At 41.8% G+C, this 17393-nt stretch carries 15 protein-coding genes; all 15 read left to right on the top strand.

The features are described 5' to 3' along the window. The first annotated feature begins 46 nt into the window (after positions 1-46). The 15 genes from acsB (at position 47) to iadA (ending at position 17321) form a co-directional block, all read left to right on the top strand. A complete protein-coding gene (gene acsB, locus NQ550_RS13510) occupies positions 47-2182 on the top strand; it encodes an acetyl-CoA decarbonylase/synthase complex subunit alpha/beta (protein ID WP_029676805.1) in 2136 nt (711 codons plus the stop codon). Positions 2183-2258: 76 nt separating this feature from the next. Further along, entirely contained in the window at positions 2259-3203 is a 945-nt protein-coding gene (gene acsD, locus NQ550_RS13505; RefSeq protein ID WP_022380766.1) for an acetyl-CoA decarbonylase/synthase complex subunit delta, read from the top strand. Positions 3204-3225: 22 nt separating this feature from the next. Then, on the top strand, positions 3226-4584 hold the full coding sequence (acsC, locus tag NQ550_RS13500) for an acetyl-CoA decarbonylase/synthase complex subunit gamma (protein ID WP_025577065.1): 1359 nt from the start codon (positions 3226-3228) through the stop codon (positions 4582-4584). Positions 4585-4701: 117 nt separating this feature from the next. Beyond that, positions 4702-5487 carry a carbon monoxide dehydrogenase/acetyl-CoA synthase methytransferase subunit gene (acsE, locus tag NQ550_RS13495; RefSeq protein ID WP_022380768.1) on the top strand — a complete coding sequence of 262 codons (786 nt, stop codon included), beginning with the start codon at positions 4702-4704 and terminating at the stop codon, positions 5485-5487. A gap of 106 nt (positions 5488-5593) precedes the next feature. Beyond that, positions 5594-7534 carry a corrinoid activation/regeneration protein AcsV gene (acsV, locus tag NQ550_RS13490; RefSeq protein ID WP_025577064.1) on the top strand — a complete coding sequence of 647 codons (1941 nt, stop codon included), beginning with the start codon at positions 5594-5596 and terminating at the stop codon, positions 7532-7534. Positions 7535-7639: 105 nt separating this feature from the next. Continuing rightward, positions 7640-8308 carry a DUF3786 domain-containing protein gene (locus tag NQ550_RS13485; RefSeq protein ID WP_025577063.1) on the top strand — a complete coding sequence of 223 codons (669 nt, stop codon included), beginning with the start codon at positions 7640-7642 and terminating at the stop codon, positions 8306-8308. 88 nt (positions 8309-8396) lie between these two features. After that, a complete protein-coding gene (locus NQ550_RS13480; protein ID WP_019161830.1) occupies positions 8397-9026 on the top strand; it encodes a cyclodeaminase/cyclohydrolase family protein in 630 nt (209 codons plus the stop codon). A gap of 171 nt (positions 9027-9197) precedes the next feature. Continuing rightward, complete coding sequence (locus NQ550_RS13475) at positions 9198-10052, top strand: bifunctional 5,10-methylenetetrahydrofolate dehydrogenase/5,10-methenyltetrahydrofolate cyclohydrolase (RefSeq protein WP_008703871.1); 855 nt, start codon at positions 9198-9200, stop codon at positions 10050-10052. Between the two features lies 1 nt (position 10053). After that, positions 10054-10902, top strand: a complete 849-nt coding sequence (locus NQ550_RS13470; RefSeq protein ID WP_029676804.1) for a glucosaminidase domain-containing protein — start codon at positions 10054-10056, stop codon at positions 10900-10902. A gap of 90 nt (positions 10903-10992) precedes the next feature. Beyond that, positions 10993-11967: an ABC transporter substrate-binding protein gene (locus tag NQ550_RS13465; protein WP_025577061.1), complete on the top strand. Its 975-nt coding sequence runs from the start codon at positions 10993-10995 to the stop codon at positions 11965-11967. Beyond that, positions 11945-12733: an ABC transporter permease gene (locus tag NQ550_RS13460; RefSeq protein WP_008703865.1), complete on the top strand. Its 789-nt coding sequence runs from the start codon at positions 11945-11947 to the stop codon at positions 12731-12733. Before NQ550_RS13465 ends, NQ550_RS13460 begins: the two co-directional genes overlap by 23 nt. Before the next feature lie 71 nt (positions 12734-12804). After that, positions 12805-13392 (top strand): ATP-binding cassette domain-containing protein, encoded by a 588-nt coding sequence (locus tag NQ550_RS13455; protein WP_025577060.1) that lies wholly within the window; start codon positions 12805-12807, stop codon positions 13390-13392. 100 nt (positions 13393-13492) lie between these two features. Further along, complete coding sequence (locus tag NQ550_RS13450; RefSeq protein WP_022380776.1) at positions 13493-14482, top strand: nucleotidyltransferase family protein; 990 nt, start codon at positions 13493-13495, stop codon at positions 14480-14482. Positions 14483-14619: 137 nt separating this feature from the next. Then, positions 14620-16140, top strand: a complete 1521-nt coding sequence (yfcC, locus tag NQ550_RS13445; protein WP_022380777.1) for a putative basic amino acid antiporter YfcC — start codon at positions 14620-14622, stop codon at positions 16138-16140. A 32-nt stretch (positions 16141-16172) separates the two neighbouring features. Then, on the top strand, positions 16173-17321 hold the full coding sequence (iadA, locus tag NQ550_RS13440) for a beta-aspartyl-peptidase (RefSeq protein ID WP_025577058.1): 1149 nt from the start codon (positions 16173-16175) through the stop codon (positions 17319-17321). Positions 17322-17393: the final 72 nt, after the last annotated feature.

Below are 17393 nucleotides of genomic sequence, written 5' to 3'. Positions count from 1 at the left end.
CGTTATATAGATAAAACCATAGTATTATTCTAAATACGAAATGGAGATGTGCAAATTGTTAATCGACAGAATCTTTAACGGAAATGATGCAGTCTACGGGTTAACCTGTCAGGCTGTAGAGGAAGCCATTGCACAGCACGGCGCAGACAAGGCAGTTGAATTTCCTCATACTGCCTACTGTCTGCCATGTTACTATGCAGTAACAGGAGTCAAGGTGAAGACCCTTGGCGAAATGAAAGAAGCACTTGGTGTGATTAAATCTCTTATGACAAGAGAGCATCAGTTAGATGACGCTTTGATGTCCGGAGTCGCTACCGCACTTTGTGCAGAGTTCATAGAAGTACTGAAGTATCTGGATGGAGCGGAGCCATACAGTGAACCGTACTATGGACACCTTCCGGATTCCATAATCCGTGAACTTGGTGTACCTCTTGTAACCGGTGATATTCCTGGTGTAGCTGTTATTATTGGATCCGCACCTACCGCACAGGAAGGTGTAGATCTGGTAAAGAGTTATCAGGCACAGGGAATTCTTGTTACACTGGTTGGAGGAATTATTGACCAGGCGCAGGAACTTGGATTGAAAATGGGCTATAATGTTCGAATCGTACCACTTGGAAAAGATATTACTTCTGTAATCCATGTAGTATCCGTGGCACTTCGTGCAGCTCTGATCTTCGGAAACGTTACTCCTGGAGATGCAGCCGCTCTGATCAAGTATACATCAGAGAGAGTACCGGCATTTGTCAATGCGTTTAAACCGATCGATGATGTGATTCTGGCTGCTGGTGCAGGAGCAATCAAACTTGGATTCCCTGTGATTTCCAATGAAGATGAAAACATTACAGAAGTTCCGGGTGCGCTGATCGCATGCCCGAATGTTGCTGATTTTAATAAGGTTTCTCTGGAAGCCAGAAATATTAAGATCAAAATTACCAATATTGATATTCCTGTTGCGTTTGCGTCTGCATTCGAAGGCGAGATTATCCGTCGTAAAGATATGCAGGTTGAGTTCGACGGTTCCCGTGTGGATTGTGCAGAACTTGTGCAGACAAGAAGCATGGATGAGGTAGAGGACCACAAGATTACAGTTGTAGGACCAGATGTAGATGAAATGGAATTGGGAAGCAAGAATCCGATCGCTTACGTGGTAGAAGTAGCGGGAAAGAGAATGCAGCCTGATTTTGAACCTGTAATTGAGCGTAAATTCCACAATTACATTAACTGTATTGAGGGAGTTTATCATACAGGACAGAGAGATATGCAGAGAATCCGTATCGGTAAGGAAGCTTACAATGCAGGATTCCGTATCAGACATATCGGTGAGGTTCTGTATACACAGGTAAAAAATGAGTTTGAAGCTGTAGTTGATAAATGTCAGGTAACCGTTTATACTGATCCGGCTGAGTGTACAAGAATCCGTCATGAGGTAGCAATCCCTGTATTCGATAAACGTGATGCACGTCTTGAAAATCTTACAGATGAAACTGTAGACGTATATTACAGCTGTATCCTTTGTCAGGCTTTTTCACCGTCTCATGTATGTGTTGTTACACCAGAGAGACTTGGACTTTGCGGAGCCGTTTCATGGCTGGATGCAAAAGCAACAAATGAACTGGATCCAAACGGACCTTGTCAGATCATTACAAAGGAAAGACCAATTGATGAGAACCTTGGTTCTTATGAGGATGTTGATGAAGCTGTACAAAAATTCTCACAAGGAGCTCTCGAACACGTTACGCTTTATTCCATTATGCAGGATCCTATGACTTCCTGTGGATGCTTCGAGTGTATCTGTGGTATTGAGCCGTTTTCTAATGGTGTAGTAATCGCCAACCGTGAATATGCAGGAATGACACCTCTCGGAATGACATTCTCAGAGATGGCATCTATGACTGGCGGCGGTGTTCAGACACCAGGATTCATGGGACATGGTAAACACTTTATTTCATCCAAGAAGTTCATGAAGGCAGAAGGCGGTATTGAACGTATCGTATGGATGCCTAAGGAATTAAAAGAGACAGTTGCGGAGCGTTTGAATAAGACAGCAAAGGAACTGTATGGTATTGACAACTTTACTGATATGATTGGTGACGAGACAAATACAACAGATCCAGAAGAGCTTGTTGCATTTTTAACAGAACATAATCATCCAGCCTTGTCAATGGACCCGATGATGTAGTATACTATATGAGATGATGTGATTTGTCTGCGTAGAGGCAAGTACATAGTAATTTTTTTAAGGAGGCCAAATAGAAATGCCGTTTAATCAGAAACTTCAGAAATTTAATGCAAAGATTAATACAGTCACAATTGGTAGCGGAGATAAGACTGTAACAATCGGCGGAGACTCTACTTATCCATTTTATTCTTTTGATGCACCATCAGAAAACGCACCTAAGATCGGTGTTGAAATCTCTGATATGGGTCTTGAGAATATTGTATCCGAAGGTATCAAAGCATACTATGACGGAGCATCCACAATCGGAGAAATGGCTAAAAAAGCAGCAGCTATGGAAGGTGCTGACTTTGTAGCTCTGATTCTTGAGGGTGGAGATCCGAACGGTGTAAACAAATCTGTTGATGAACTTATCGCAGTTGTTAAAGAAGTTGCAGATGCAATTGATGCACCATTAGTAGTTGAAGGATGCAAGAATGTAGAGAAAGACGCAGAACTCCTTCCTAAGGTAGCAGAAGCTCTTCAGGGAAGAAACGTACTGATTCTTTCAGAAAAAGAAGAAAACTACAAAGCAATCGGTGCTGCAGCAGGACTTGCTTACGATCAGATCGTAGGTGCAGAATCTGCCGTAGATATCAACCTTGCTAAACAGCTTAACGTTGTAACTACTCAGTTAGGCGTTAATGCACAGAAAATTGTTATGAATATCGGTAGTGCTGCTGCCGGATATGGATATGAATATGTTGTATCCACTATGGACCGTATTAAAGGTGCAGCTTTATCTCAGAATGATAACATGCTGCAGATGCCTATCATTACACCGGTATCCGCTGAAACATGGGGCGTAAAAGAAGCAACAGCTTCTGAGAAAGATATGCCTGAATGGGGACCGGAAGAAGAGCGTGGAATCGATATGGAAGTTATGACAGCTGCTGCTGACCTTGCAGCCGGATCTGATGCAGTCATCTTAAGACATCCGGAAGCTGTTGCAGCTATTTCCAGAATGATCAAAGCACTTGCGTAATTGAATAGGAGGAACAAATAAAATGGCACTGAATGGTATTCAGATTTTTAAATTAACACCAAAGAAAAACTGTAAGGAATGCGGATGCCCAACTTGTATGGCTTTCTCTATGAAAGTTGCTCAGGGCGCTATGAAAATCGAACAATGTCCGCATATGTCTGATGAAGCTTTAGCATCTCTTTCCGAGGCTACTGCTCCGCCAATGAAGACAATCAAAATTGGTACTGGTGCAGAAGAGCACACTCTGGGTGGAGAAACAGTATTATTCAGACATGAAAAAACATTTGTAAGCAAGCCAAGATATGCAGTAGCTCTGTGCACATGCATGGATGACGCTGCAGTAGAGGCAAAACTTGCAGAAATCCCGAAGGTAGATTATGACCGTATCGGCGAAAGAATGTATGCTGAACTTGTATATGTAAACTGTGGTGAAGGCGCAGATGCAGCTAAATATACTGCACTTGTAGAAAAAGCAGCAGGTCTTGGCAGAACTTTAGTTCTTGACTGTAAAGATCCTGAAATCGCTAAAGCAGCTCTTGCAGTATGCAAAGACAGCAAACCGGTCTTAAACGGTGCTGATGCTTCCAACTATGAAGCAATGAACGCAGTTGCTACAGAAGCAGGTGTTGTTCTCGGTGTATCCGGTAAAGACTTAAATGAATTATATGATACAACAGCAGCTCTTGAAAAACTTGGAAACAAGAATCTTGTTCTTGATACAACAGGCGCTGACATTAAAGAAACCTTTGCAAACACTGTACAGGTTCGTCGTGCAGCTCTGAAAGATCAGGACAGAACATTTGGTTATCCATCTATCGTAAACCTTGTTAAGATCGCAAAAGGTGACCTTCACTTACAGGCAGCTTTAGCATCTATGTTTACAATGAAATATGGTTCCATCATCGTTATGGAGCAGATGACATATGCAGAGGCTCTTCCATTATATGGTCTGCGTCAGAACGTTTACACTGACCCGCAGAAGCCAATGAAAGTTGAGCCAGGCATCTATCCGTTAAATGGTGCTGATGAGAATGCAGTAGTAGTTACTACTGTAGACTTTGCTCTTACATATTTCGTAGTATCCGGCGAGCTGGAGCGTTCCGGTGTTCCGCTTAACCTGGTAATCAATGATGCAGGCGGACTTTCCGTACTGACATCATGGGCAGCTGGTAAATTCTCCGGTAACAGTATTTCTTCTTATATCAAAGAGAATGTTGAACCGAAGGTTAAATCCAGAAAACTGATCATTCCTGGTAAAGTAGCGGTTCTGAAGGGTGATCTGGAAGCAAAACTTCCTGGATGGGAAATCATCGTTGGACCAAGAGAAGCTGTACAGCTTGTTAAATTCTTAAAGGATCTGCAGGCAGACGGCCAGATCTAATGACCGTAAACATCTGGTCGGTTTTGTACCGGCCGGAGTATAAAGAAAAATGTATGCAGAGGGATCTGCAATTGTCAGATTTCTCTGTATAAATAAATATAAAAGGAGAACAGGGTTATGGCAAAATTCGTAACAATTGGAGAAAGACTTTCCACTACTGCACCGGCAGTAAACAAAGCATTTACAGAAAGAGATCCTGAACCGATCATCAAAAGAGCAAAACAGCAGCTGGATGCTGGTGCTACTTACCTCGATGTAAATATCGGACCTGCAGAAAATGATGGCGAAGACTTAATGAAATGGGCTGTTCAGCTCCTTCAGTCTGAGTTTGATAATGTTCCGCTTGCACTGGATACAACAAACCAGAAAGCTATCGAAGCTGGTATTTCTGTATACAACAGAGCAAAAGGAAAACCAATCGTTAACTCTGCAGACGCAGGTGACAGAATTTCCAATATCGACCTTGCAGCAGCAAATGATGCAATCTGTATCGCACTTTGCTCCTCTGGTATGGTAGCAGCTGACAATGATGAGCGTATGATGCACTGCCAGAACATGCTTGAAAGAGGTATGGCTCAGGGCATGGATACAGAAGATCTGTGGTTTGACCCGTTATTCCTCGTTGTAAAAGGAATGCAGGACAAACAGATGGAAGTTCTTGAAGCTATCAAGATGTTCTCTGAAATGGGACTGAACTCTACAGGTGGTCTTTCTAACAACAGTAACGGTATGCCAAAACATATCCGTCCGATCATGGACTCTGCTCTTGTAGCAATGGCTATGATGAATGGTCTTACATCAGCAATCGTTAACCCTAACGACCTTCGTCTGATGGAAACTATCAAATCCTGTGATGTATTCAAAGGCAATACACTGTATGCAGATTCCTATCTGGAAATCTAATCAGTTTCATACGAATTGAATACATAATTATGGGGGCTGAAGGCTTCGGTCTTCGGCCCTTGTTTTATTACAGGCTATTAACGATTATGAGAAAGGTGGTTGCCGAATGTTTAAGGTAACATTTTCATTCGAAGATGGCAGTGTGGTAGAAGCGTTTGCCAATGCGGGGGACAATTTACTTGAGGTAGCTCGTGGAGCCAATGTGGCGATCGATGCACCATGTTCTGGAAACGGAGCCTGCGGAAAATGCCGTGTCCAGTTAAAGAGCGGAGAACTGGAGAGCAAAAAGACATTACATATTTCTGACGAAGAATATCAGGAAGGATGGCGCCTTGCATGCTGCAGCAAGATCAGTGCAGATGTAAATGTGCTGGTACCTGATATTGCATCTGCCTATAAGAGCAGAATGAAAGTAGCTGATTTAAGCTCTAAAGAGGAAATAGCCATTTTTGAAAATGCCAAAAGAGATGTAGAACTTGCAGGTATCGAATTGAAAAACAGTCTGGAGGTTGTGGATGTCACAATGGATCCTCCGTCTCTGGATGACACAATGCCGGATAACGAGAGACTTACAAGAGCACTGCGGAAGTATCTGAATATCAGCAGAGTCAGAATCCCTTATGCAGTTCTGAAAAAGCTTCCGGATGTATTGAGAGAGAGTAATTTTTCAGTAAAATGTGTGATCCGCGCTACTTCTGACGATATGTTTGTGTATGATATCTTCGGTAAAGACGAAGATGTAGTAATCGGTGGTCTGGCAATCGATATTGGTACAACAACTGTTTCCGCTGTACTGATCAATATGGAAAACGGTGAAATTCTGGCAAAGAGTTCTGCCGGAAACGGACAGATCCGTTTTGGTGCAGACGTTATTAACCGAATTGTAGAATCACAGAAACCGGGCGGCCAGCAAAAGCTGCAGGATGCTGTGATCAAAGAAACCATCAATCCGATGATCAACGAGATGTGCAAAAGTGCCAAATTCCCGAAAAACCGCATATACAGAATGTGCGTGGCATCTAATACAACTATGAATCATCTGTTTGCAGGAATTAATTCTGATCCATTACGTACAGAACCATATATCCCTGCATTCTTTAAGACCAATTCCCTCTTTGCTTCTGATGTGGGAATTGATATTAATAAAGACGCTCATATTATTATGGCGCCGAATATCGGAAGCTATGTAGGCGGCGATATTACAGCCGGAACCCTGGTCAGCCAGATCTGGAACAGGCCGGAGTTTTCACTGTTTATCGACCTTGGTACAAACGGAGAGCTTGTATTTGGAAACTCAGACTTTATGATGAGCTGTGCATGTTCTGCAGGTCCTGCCTTTGAAGGTGGTGACATCAGCTGTGGTATGCGTGCCACAGACGGAGCCATCGAAGCATGTACCATTGACAAAGAGACTATGGAGCCTACCTACAAGATCGTAGGTGATCCGGGAACCAAACCTGTAGGTTTGTGTGGTTCCGGTATCATCGATGTGATCAGTGAACTTTATATCTGCGGAATTATCAACCCGAAGGGTAAATTTATCCGCGAAGGAAAGAGAATCAAACATGACAAATATGGAATGGGCAGTTATATCCTTGCATTTGAGGAAGAGGCAGGTTCTGTAAAGGATGTTGAGATCACAGAAGTTGATATTGATAACTTTATTCGTGCAAAAGGTGCAATCTTCTCAGCAATCCGCACAATGCTGACTTCTCTGGACTTCGATGTGAGCATGATCGATGATGTGTATGTTGCAGGTGGTATCGGAAGCGGTATCAACATGCAGAATGCAGTCAACATTGGTATGTTCCCGGATATCCCCATCGAGAAATTCCACTACATTGGTAACTCATCTCTGACAGGTGCCTATCTGATGCTTCTGTCAACACCTGCAGAGAAGAAGACTTATGAACTTGCTTCCAATATGACATATATGGAACTTTCTACAGTGCCAATCTATATGGATGAATTTGTAGGTGCATGTTTCATTCCTCATACAGATACAAGTATGTTCCCAACTGTAATGGAAGAGATTCAGAACCGCTGATGAATTTCAGTAATTTCTATATGAGAAATTATGAATATCTAGAGAAATAAAATAACAGGACAGGTCTTTGGATCCCTTTGATCTGTCCTGTTTATGGAGATTTATATGGCATTTAGTTTAAATGACTTAAATTATGAAAAAGACAGTAAGGAAAGAATGCCGTGGGAGCATTACACTCAGGAGTTTGCAGCTGCAGACCCGAAGGAGATCGCTTCCAGATTGTCTATTCCTTACGATGAAGAAACCCAAAAACTGACTTTAACTTTTCTTGGAACACAGTATCAGATCACATGGCCGGATTTTGAAGTAACACATACTCCGGATGATAAAGGCTTTTATCCACTGGAGAACATGATCTATGCCAGGATCCTGACCATCCGTTTTCTTTTAAACGGTGTGAAATCTGAGAGCTCCGGAAAATTTAAAACATACCGTGAGATGCCATGGGGAGAAGTATATTTAAGACAGTTTGACGGCAGATGTATCAAACGTCTGGCATTTTCCTATGGAAATCGTCTGGGAGATTTTAAGGCGATCATGGAGCATATCAGTGCCATCCCTGTAAAGCATGGAGATATTGCCTATGAAGTAGAAATTTTTCCGGAATATAAAATACAGATGATCCTCTGGGAGGGCGATGAGGAATTTCCGCCGTCTTCACAGATTCTCTTTTCTGACAACTTCCCTGTCTCTTTCCAGGCAGAGGATATGGCAGTTATGGGAGATGTGATCATTGGTTCTCTGAAAGCATATCTGAAATGCGTTCAGAAATGACAAATGATATCAGGATTATGGAAACAGCAGAATAATCCGCAAATATCAGAGTCAAATAAGTAAATATAAACAGAAAGAGGGAGAAAAAATGGGATTTTCAACAAGTACATGTACAGAATTCGTTGAAGTTCTGGCATCTAAGGCTCCGGTTCCGGGCGGCGGCGGTGCGTCTGCATTAGTTGGTGCAGTAGGAACTGCTCTTGGAAATATGGTAGGAAGCCTTACTGTAGGCAAGAAGAAATATGCGGATGTGGAAGAAGAAATGTATGAATTAAAAGCAAAATGTGATCAGCTTCAGAAGGATTTCCTTCGTCTGATCGAGCGTGATGCAGAAGTATTCGAGCCATTATCCAAAGCATATGGAATGCCAAAAGAGACAGAGGAAGAAAAAGCTGAGAAAGCAAGAGTAATGGAAATCGTATTAAAAGATGCCTGCTCTGTACCAATGGAGATCATGGAGAAATGCTGTGAAGCAATTGAACTGATCGTAGAATTCGGTGCAAAAGGCTCTAAGCTTGCCATCAGTGATGCAGGCGTTGGTGCAGCTTTCTGTAAAGCAGCATTACAGGGTGCCAGCCTGAACGTATACATCAACACAAAATCCATGGCTGACAGAGAGTATGCAGAAGAATTAAACAGAAAAGCAGATGCGATGCTTGAGAAATATACAAAGATCGCAGATGACACATTTAACAGCGTACTTGGCAGACTGAAATAATAGTAAATAAAATAGAAATTTCTGTATTGTTTTCCGTCTCTTTTAATAAAGTGTAAAGTTATTTATTAGATGTAATTTTTTACAGAGTGCATATGATTTATGAGGCGGTTATGCTGAAATCATTCAGATACAGTATAGAATAATAACGTATAATTTCGGAGGGAACGACAAATGGCTAAGCAGTTATTAGGTAAAGAAGTAACAGCAGCATTAAACGAGAAAATCAAAGCAAACGTAGCAGAGCTTCAGGGAAAAGGAGTAAATCCTACCCTCTGCATCATCCGTGTTGGTGAAAACCCAAGTGATATCTCCTATGAAAGAGGAGCAACAAAACGCTGCGAAACTTTAGGCGTTGCATGTGAGAAAATCTTACTTCCGGAAGATGTTTCCCAGGAAGAACTTCTTGCAACAATCGATAAAGTAAACAAAGATGACAGCATTCACGGCGTATTATTATTCCGTCCGCTTCCAAAACATCTGGATCAGGCAGTGATCGAGAATGCACTTGCTCCTGAAAAAGACGTTGACTGTATGACAGACCTTTCCATGTCCGGTGTATTCACAGGCAAGAAGATTGGTTTCCCGCCATGTACACCACAGGCTTGTATGGAAATCCTTGATCATTACGGAATCGACTGCACAGGCAAAAAGGCAGTAGTAATCGGAAGAAGCCTTGTTGTTGGTAAACCTGCAGCAATGATGCTGGTTAAAAAGAACGCAACTGTTACGATCTGCCACACAAGAACTGTAGATATGCCGTCTGTAGCACGTGAAGCAGATATCATTATTGTAGCAGCAGGCCGCGCCGGTGTTGTTGGTGCTGAATATGTAAAAGAAGGCCAGACAATCATCGATGTAGGTATCAACGTAAATGCAGAAGGCAAACTTTGTGGTGATGTTGATTACGCAGCAGTAGAGCCTATCGTAGATGCTATTACACCTGTACCTGGCGGTGTTGGAAGTGTTACAACTTCTGTACTGGTTGGTCATGTAGTAGAAGCTGCAATGAGAAAGGTAAACGCATAAGATGAAAAAAGTGCCGGGAAAATATTTCTGGCTGTTTATGACAATAACAGGTGCCCTGATGTTCGGGGCACCTGCTTTGGTAAGTGCCAGTGAAGGGACAGCGTCCACTGATACAGAAAACAGCGTAGCAGACAATGCTGCAGATACCCCAGATGACGACACAATAGCAAAAACAACTGATAGTACAGAAAAAAACAGTCAGGAAACTGATCATTCAGGAGAGGGACAGATCTCCAAACCCAAATATCTCGAAAATGCAGAAAATAACGGAGAAGAAATTATCTCTGATGAAGACCCGACAGATAATACTTATGGATACTACACGATCATGGGTGGAACAACTGTTTCCGTCGATGAAATGTGTTCATTATACAACAGTCAGGGATGCACTTACCCATCTGAAGAACTCAGTGGCGGCGGAGCATCTGATATAGATACCTTTTGCAATATTATTGTAGAGGAGGCAAATGCCGAGAATGTACGTGGTGAAGTAGTTTTTGCGCAGGCAATGCTGGAAACCGGATGGCTGAGTTTCGGTGGTGATGCGGGAATCGACCAGTTCAATTTCGCAGGTCTTGGAACAACCGGAGGTGGAGTCAAAGGAATCGCATTTCCGGATGTAAGAACAGGAATACGTGCTCAGGTTCAGCATCTCAAAGCCTACGCCTCCACAGATTCCCTGAATCAGGAATGTGTAGATGAACGCTTCGATTACGTGACAAGAGAGACTGCACCTTACGTGGAATGGCTGGGAATCCAGGAAAATCCTTATGGCGGCGGCTGGGCAGCAGGAAAAGATTATGGAAGTAAATTAAGAAAAATACTGGCAGATTTGAAATCAGGGACATAAAGACAGAGTTTTGCGCCTTATTTGTATTATTTTTCTGAATTTCTGTAAATGATTTTTAAATTCTTAAATAAAGAAAGGATGTTGAGTAAAATGAAAAGAAAATTGATGATTTGTGCAATGGCTTTGTGTATCTGTGCAGGACTGGCCGGTAACACTGGAGAGGTCAGCGTATGGGCATCCGAAGGATCATCTTCGGATGCTGTCCGGATAGGCGCCCTGAAAGGTCCGACAGCAATGGGAATGGCGCAGCTTCTTGATGAAGACGGATACGATTTTACGATTGCTGCATCTCCGGATGAGATTGTTCCGATGGTAGTACAGGACAAGCTTGATATTGCAGCTGTTCCGGCAAATCTGGCAGCAACGTTGTATCAGAAGACAGATAAGGATGTCAGTGTTCTGGCGGTCAATACGTTGGGTGTTCTCTATCTTGTGGAGAATGGAGACAGTGTAAAATCTGTGGAGGATCTTAAGGGAAAGACTATTTATGCCAGTGGGAAGGGTGCAACTCCGGAATATGCCCTGAACTCTGTTCTTAAAGCGAATGGAATCGACCCTGAAAAAGATGTGACTGTTGAATTTAAATCTGAGCATGCAGAGGTAGTTTCCGCACTTGTGCAGGATCAGACAGCAGTCGGACTTCTTCCGCAGCCTTTTGTAACTACAGCGCTGATGAAAAACGATAAGCTGAAGGTTGCCCTGGATCTGAACAAACTGTGGGAAGATTCCATGGATGACGGAAGCAAACTTGTGACAGGAGTTGTGATCGCAAACAATGAGTTTGTTCAGGATCATGCAGATAAAGTAAATGATTTTATGGATGCTTATAAAGAATCTGTAGATTTTGTCAACAGTGACACAGAAGCTGCGGCCCAGATCATAGGAGATCATGATATTATTGCAAAAGAAGTTGCACAGAAAGCAATCCCTGACTGCAGTATTGTGTTTATTGAAGGTGATGAGATGAAAACCATGCTTTCGGGATATCTGGCAACCCTGGATGATCAGAATCCTGAGATTATAGGAGGACAGTTGCCGGATGATGCATTCTATTACAAACGATAGAGCAAAAACTGACAATGGAACGAAATATACAGGAATTCGCATATTAGCAGTACTTTTCTGGATTGCAATCTGGCAGTTTGCGAGTATGTATCTGAAACAGGAGATCCTTCTGGCATCTCCTGTTTCTGTTATCCGAAAGCTTTTTGAACTGATTTTCAGCGGAAATTTCTGGCAGTCTGTCGGATTTAGTTTTGTACGCATTGTGACAGGATTTCTTCTGGCTGTGCTTCTGGGAATCTTTCTGGCAGTGTGGGCATATTGGTCAAAAACAGTGGAAATCCTGACAGCACCTGTGATCGCAGTGGTCAAATCTACACCTGTGGCATCTTTTATTATTTTGTGCTTGATATGGATTCCTTCGAAAAATCTGTCAGTTTTTATTTCCTTTCTTATGGTTCTGCCGGTGATATATACAAATATCCTTGAGGGAATACGACAGACGGACAGGAAGATACTGGAAATGGCAAAAGTATTTCGTGTGAATCTCAGAAGACAGATCAGGTATATTTATGTATCGCAGGTACTGCCTTATTTTCTCTCAGCATGCAGGCTTTCTCTTGGAATGTGCTGGAAGGCAGGAGTGGCAGCAGAGGTTATCGGAGTACCTTCAGGTTCTATTGGTGAGAAACTGTATAATGCAAAAATATATCTGAATACTCCGGATCTTTTTGCGTGGACAATTGTGATAATTGTGATCAGTTTTGTATTTGAAAAGTGTTTTCTTGGAATTGTAAGCAGAGTAGTTTATATGATAGAACATAGATAACGGAAATTTTGATTTATGAGAATCCTCTTAAATGCATTATTTATGAGGTCTGTTACAGGCGGAGAAGAGATATGGATATAAAGGTAGATCATATTAGTAAAGCATACGGAGAACAGCAGGTACTGCAAGATTTGTCCTGTGTTTTTCCGGAAGGGAAAACCACTTGTATCAGAGGAAGATCCGGATGTGGCAAAACAACACTGATACGGCTTCTTCTGAGACTGGATATTCCGGATAAGGGGAAAATAGAAGGGGTAAGTGACAGGAAACTCAGTGCAGTATTTCAGGAAGATCGTCTGTGTGAAAATCTGAGCGCTGCTTCTAATATAAGACTGGTATGTACAGAAACAATAACAGACAGAGAACTGGAGGAGGCGTATAAAGCAGTTGCGCTTACTGAGATATGGCAGAAACCGGTTCGTGAACTGAGTGGAGGAATGCGTAGGAGAGTATCTATCCTGAGGGCATTGCTGGCTGAATCAGACTGTGTGATCATGGATGAACCTCTCAGAGGTCTTGATGAAAAAACCAGAGCAAAAACAATTGATTATATTTTGAAAAAGACGGAGGGAAAGACGTTGATCTTTGTTACTCATGAAGAAAAAGAAGCAGTTTGGTTAAAGGCTGACAGAACAGTAGATATATTGACAAAGCATTAAAATTAATGAAAAACTAAATTTCGGTTATAGATTATAGCGTGTTTGAAAAATCATTTCTACAATCTTCAAACACGCTATAACTCCAAAAGAGGAAAAACTTATGATTACATTAAATGATTATCTGTATTCAGGAGATACGGTTTTAAAAATTTTACAGAAATATACCCGGGATCTGAGAAAAGAAGCGAAACTTACTCATAATGAGATTGATATGATGCATGTGAATTTCCTGATTCAGATCACAGAGCTTTTAGAACACAATGATTTCCTTACGGCCCAGTCCCAGAAGATCCGGGAATTTTATAAATATATGGCTCATGAATATCCGTTTCTTGCGTTTACATTTAAAGGAAGGATCAAATCGCTGATCCGGGCAGAAGAGAAATTTAACGGCTATATTGTGGAATATATTTACGATTATTATACAAAACATGGAACCTATCCTCCTGTATCGGAACTGAAAAATAAACTCAGTTGTTTTCGGGATTTTATTGCATACAGAATTGTGTTGTGTATGCCCAAGTGTCATCTGAAACCAGGAGAAGATCAGGAAACGGCGTCGATCCGCTATCTTTATGAGATTGCCAATGTTCTTCCCGGGTTCCTGGAAGAACGAGGGTTTACGGTGGAGTCTGCCTATGGAGTAAAGAAAAGTACGTCGCCGCTTCTTAATGAAGATGTGAAGATGTATTATCGGGATTATATCTGTGGAACCAGCGGGGAAGGATATCAGTCATTACATATCACAGTTTATGATAACAGTTCCCGTTCTTTCATGGAGGTGCAGCTGCGTACCCAGAAAATGGATGACACTGCGGAAATTGGTCCGGCGAATCATCTGGGATATGAGAAGAGACAGCAGGATGAGCGTGCAAGACGTGATGCTATTCCAGAAGGCGAGAGCGTTTATTTCGATGAAGCCTATGAACGGGGCATGCGTCTTTTGCAGCTGGAACTGGCAGATCTGGATGTAAATATGTTTTCCGCAGTAGATAACAGTCTGATCAATGATGGGTGCGGACTGTTCAGGGGAAGACTGATATTACCTTATGAACATTTGTCAAGATTTCAGAATGATGTGATTGATTGAATAAAACACCTATCTTTTGATGTATAAAAATACAGGGAAATGACAAAAATTGATAAAATATGTAAATTTTTAGTTATATTTTAGGCATTCTATGGTACACTGATATAGTATATCAAAAATGGGAGGGAAACTCGAAAATGAGCAAAAAAGAAGGAAAAGGGTTAAAGTCTTTTAACAAGGGGTTTCAAGTGCCTGACACCTACATTATTATCTTTTTAGTAGTTGTTGTCGCTGCACTTCTGACTTTCCTTGTACCAAAGGGATTTTACGAAACACAGGATATTTCGTATATGATCAATGGTGTTGAGAAAACCCGTACAGTAATCAAAGACGGAAGTTTCCAGTATCTGACAGATGATGCAGGAAATGTAGTAACAGAAGGAGTAGCACTCTTTAGTGGAGATGGTGGAACAGGATTCTTCAACTATATGTATAACGGAATCGTAAGCAGTTCTGCAATCGAGATTATCGCATTTCTTATGGTAGTAGGCGGTGCATTCGGTATCATGATCCGTACAGGAGCGATTGAATCCGGATTGATTGGATTGATCCGTAAGGCAAAGGGAGCAGAAAAACTGCTGATTCCGATACTTTTCGTATTGTTTTCTCTTGGTGGAGCAGTTTTTGGAATGGGAGAAGAAGCACTTCCGTTTACTATGATTCTTTGTCCGTTGTTTGTAGCAGTTGGATACGATTCAGTTATTGCAGTTCTTGTTACTTATGTTGCAACACAGATTGGTTTCGGTTCATCATGGATGAATCCATTCTCTGTAGGTATTGCACAGGGAATTGCAGGTATTGACGTATTCTCCGGAGCAGGATTCCGTATGGTAATGTGGGTAGTATTTACAGCACTCGGCTGTGGAATGACTATGTTCTATGCATCAAAGATCAAAAAGACTCCGACAATCTCAATCGCATATAAGACCGATGCATATTTCCGTGAGCAGAATGAAAAAACAGGAATTGACGAAGGACATTCATTTGGTCTTGGACATATTTTAGTTCTTCTGACACTGGCTGCTACAGTAGTATGGGTAGTTTGGGGAGTTATGACTCAAGGATACTACATGCCGGAGATTGCTACACAGTTCTTCATTATGGGAATTGTTTCCGGTGTGATTGGAGTTATCTTTAAACTGAACGATATGAAACTGAATGATATCGCAACATCATTTAAAGATGGAGCAAAAGACCTGATAGGTGCTGCACTTGTTGTTGCTATGGCACAGGGTATCATGCAGGTTCTTGGTGGATCTGATCCGACAACACCTACGGTTATTAATACAATTATGTATAATATTTCAAATGCACTGTCTGGAGTTTCCGGAGCAGTTGCAGCAGTACTTATGTATCTGTTCCAGTCCGTATTCAACTTCTTCGTTGTATCCGGAACAGGACAGGCTGCGATCACAATGCCGATCATGGCTCCACTGTCAGACCTGTTAGGTGTTTCACGTCAGACAGCTGTAGTTGCATTCCAGCTTGGTGATGCATTTACAAACCTGATTGTTCCTACATCAGGATGTTTGATCGGATCCCTTGCAATTGCAAAGATTGAGTGGTCTAACTGGATTAAATTCATGTGGAAATTCCTTGGTGTATTAATGATTGGTGCAATCATTACAATTCTTATTGCAGTTGGAATTGGATTCTAAAACATACATTTGATAATTGAGAGAGATTTATGATGAAATTAATTCAGAATATTGATGTCTATGCCCCACAGCATCTGGGGAAAAAAGATGTACTTACAATCAATGATAAGATTGTCAAGATTAAAGATGCAGGTTCTATATCCGCAGAAGGATTTCTTTCTGAGACAGAAATAATCAATGGAGAGGGGTTACTTTTAACTCCGGGATTCATTGACTGTCATGTTCATGTACTTGGAGGCGGTGGCGAAGGTGGATTCGCCAATCGTACTCCGGAAGCAACTATGGAAGGACTTACGAAGTTTGGAGTAACAACAGTTGTTGGCTGCCTTGGAACGGATGGAATCGGTCGTGATATGTGTGCACTGGTTGCAAAGACAAAAGGATTGAATGAGCAGGGAATGTCTGCATACTGTTATACAGGCAGTTATCAGATTCCGGTTCACACGTTGACGGACAGTATTGTCAAAGATATTATGATGATTCAGGAAATCATTGGAACCGGAGAAATCGCGATTTCTGATCATCGTTCTTCACAGCCGACTTTTGAGGAATTTGCGCGTGTCGTTGCGGATACAAGACTTGGCGGTGTTCTTTCTGGGAAAGCAGGTATTGTAAATGTTCATCTTGGCGACAGTCCGAGATGCTTAGATCTTATTGAACGAGTGGTAGATGAGACAGAGATACCGGCTTCTCAAATACTGCCAACACATATCAATCGAAATGAGATGCTTTTTGGCAAGTCGATTGAGTATGCGCTGAAAGGCGGAGCAGTAGACTTTACCGGAAATGAAGATATTGACTATTGGGAAACTATCTGTGATGAGGTACGTGTATGTAATGGTATCAAACGGATGCTGGATGCAGGAGTAAATCCTGACCGCATGACAATTTCTTCTGATGGACAGGGAAGCCTTCCGATGTACAGTAGTGATGGCGAATTCCTTGGAATGGGCGTTGGACAGTCCAGCTGCCTTCTGAAGGAAGTAAAGGAATGTGTATTTAAAACAGAAATTCCTTTAGAAATAGCTATTTCTACAATTACATCTAATCCAGCAGATATTCTTCGCCTCAAAGGAAAAGGTAAGGTTGAAGAAGGCTATGATGCTGACCTTTGTATTCTTGACCAGGAACTTCAGCTTGTTGAAGTAATTGCAAAAGGGAATACAGTTTATACAAAATAAAGTATATTGATGTTAAAAGCACCAGTCATTCAGTTGGCTGGTGCTTTTTGCAATATTAAATTCACTTTGATA

The sequence above is a fragment of the Blautia wexlerae DSM 19850 genome (assembly GCF_025148125.1).
Lineage (GTDB): Bacteria > Bacillota > Clostridia > Lachnospirales > Lachnospiraceae > Blautia_A > Blautia_A wexlerae.
The sequence above is the reverse complement of the archived record's forward strand: the minus strand, read 5'-3'. Positions and strand labels throughout refer to the sequence as shown.

Bases quoted from the DNA above. Each gene is read 5' to 3' on its own strand.
- acsB (WP_029676805.1), top strand. From the start codon at position 47: ATGTGCAAATTGTTAATCGACAGAATCTTTAACGGAAATGATGCAGTC.
- acsD (WP_022380766.1), top strand. From the start codon at position 2,259: ATGCCGTTTAATCAGAAACTTCAGAAATTTAATGCAAAGATTAATACA.
- acsC (WP_025577065.1), top strand. From the start codon at position 3,226: ATGGCACTGAATGGTATTCAGATTTTTAAATTAACACCAAAGAAAAAC.
- acsE (WP_022380768.1), top strand. From the start codon at position 4,702: ATGGCAAAATTCGTAACAATTGGAGAAAGACTTTCCACTACTGCACCG.
- acsV (WP_025577064.1), top strand. From the start codon at position 5,594: ATGTTTAAGGTAACATTTTCATTCGAAGATGGCAGTGTGGTAGAAGCG.
- NQ550_RS13485 (WP_025577063.1), top strand. From the start codon at position 7,640: ATGGCATTTAGTTTAAATGACTTAAATTATGAAAAAGACAGTAAGGAA.
- NQ550_RS13480 (WP_019161830.1), top strand. From the start codon at position 8,397: ATGGGATTTTCAACAAGTACATGTACAGAATTCGTTGAAGTTCTGGCA.
- NQ550_RS13475 (WP_008703871.1), top strand. From the start codon at position 9,198: ATGGCTAAGCAGTTATTAGGTAAAGAAGTAACAGCAGCATTAAACGAG.
- NQ550_RS13470 (WP_029676804.1), top strand. From the start codon at position 10,054: ATGAAAAAAGTGCCGGGAAAATATTTCTGGCTGTTTATGACAATAACA.
- NQ550_RS13465 (WP_025577061.1), top strand. From the start codon at position 10,993: ATGAAAAGAAAATTGATGATTTGTGCAATGGCTTTGTGTATCTGTGCA.
- NQ550_RS13460 (WP_008703865.1), top strand. From the start codon at position 11,945: ATGCATTCTATTACAAACGATAGAGCAAAAACTGACAATGGAACGAAA.
- NQ550_RS13455 (WP_025577060.1), top strand. From the start codon at position 12,805: ATGGATATAAAGGTAGATCATATTAGTAAAGCATACGGAGAACAGCAG.
- NQ550_RS13450 (WP_022380776.1), top strand. From the start codon at position 13,493: ATGATTACATTAAATGATTATCTGTATTCAGGAGATACGGTTTTAAAA.
- yfcC (WP_022380777.1), top strand. From the start codon at position 14,620: ATGAGCAAAAAAGAAGGAAAAGGGTTAAAGTCTTTTAACAAGGGGTTT.
- iadA (WP_025577058.1), top strand. From the start codon at position 16,173: ATGAAATTAATTCAGAATATTGATGTCTATGCCCCACAGCATCTGGGG.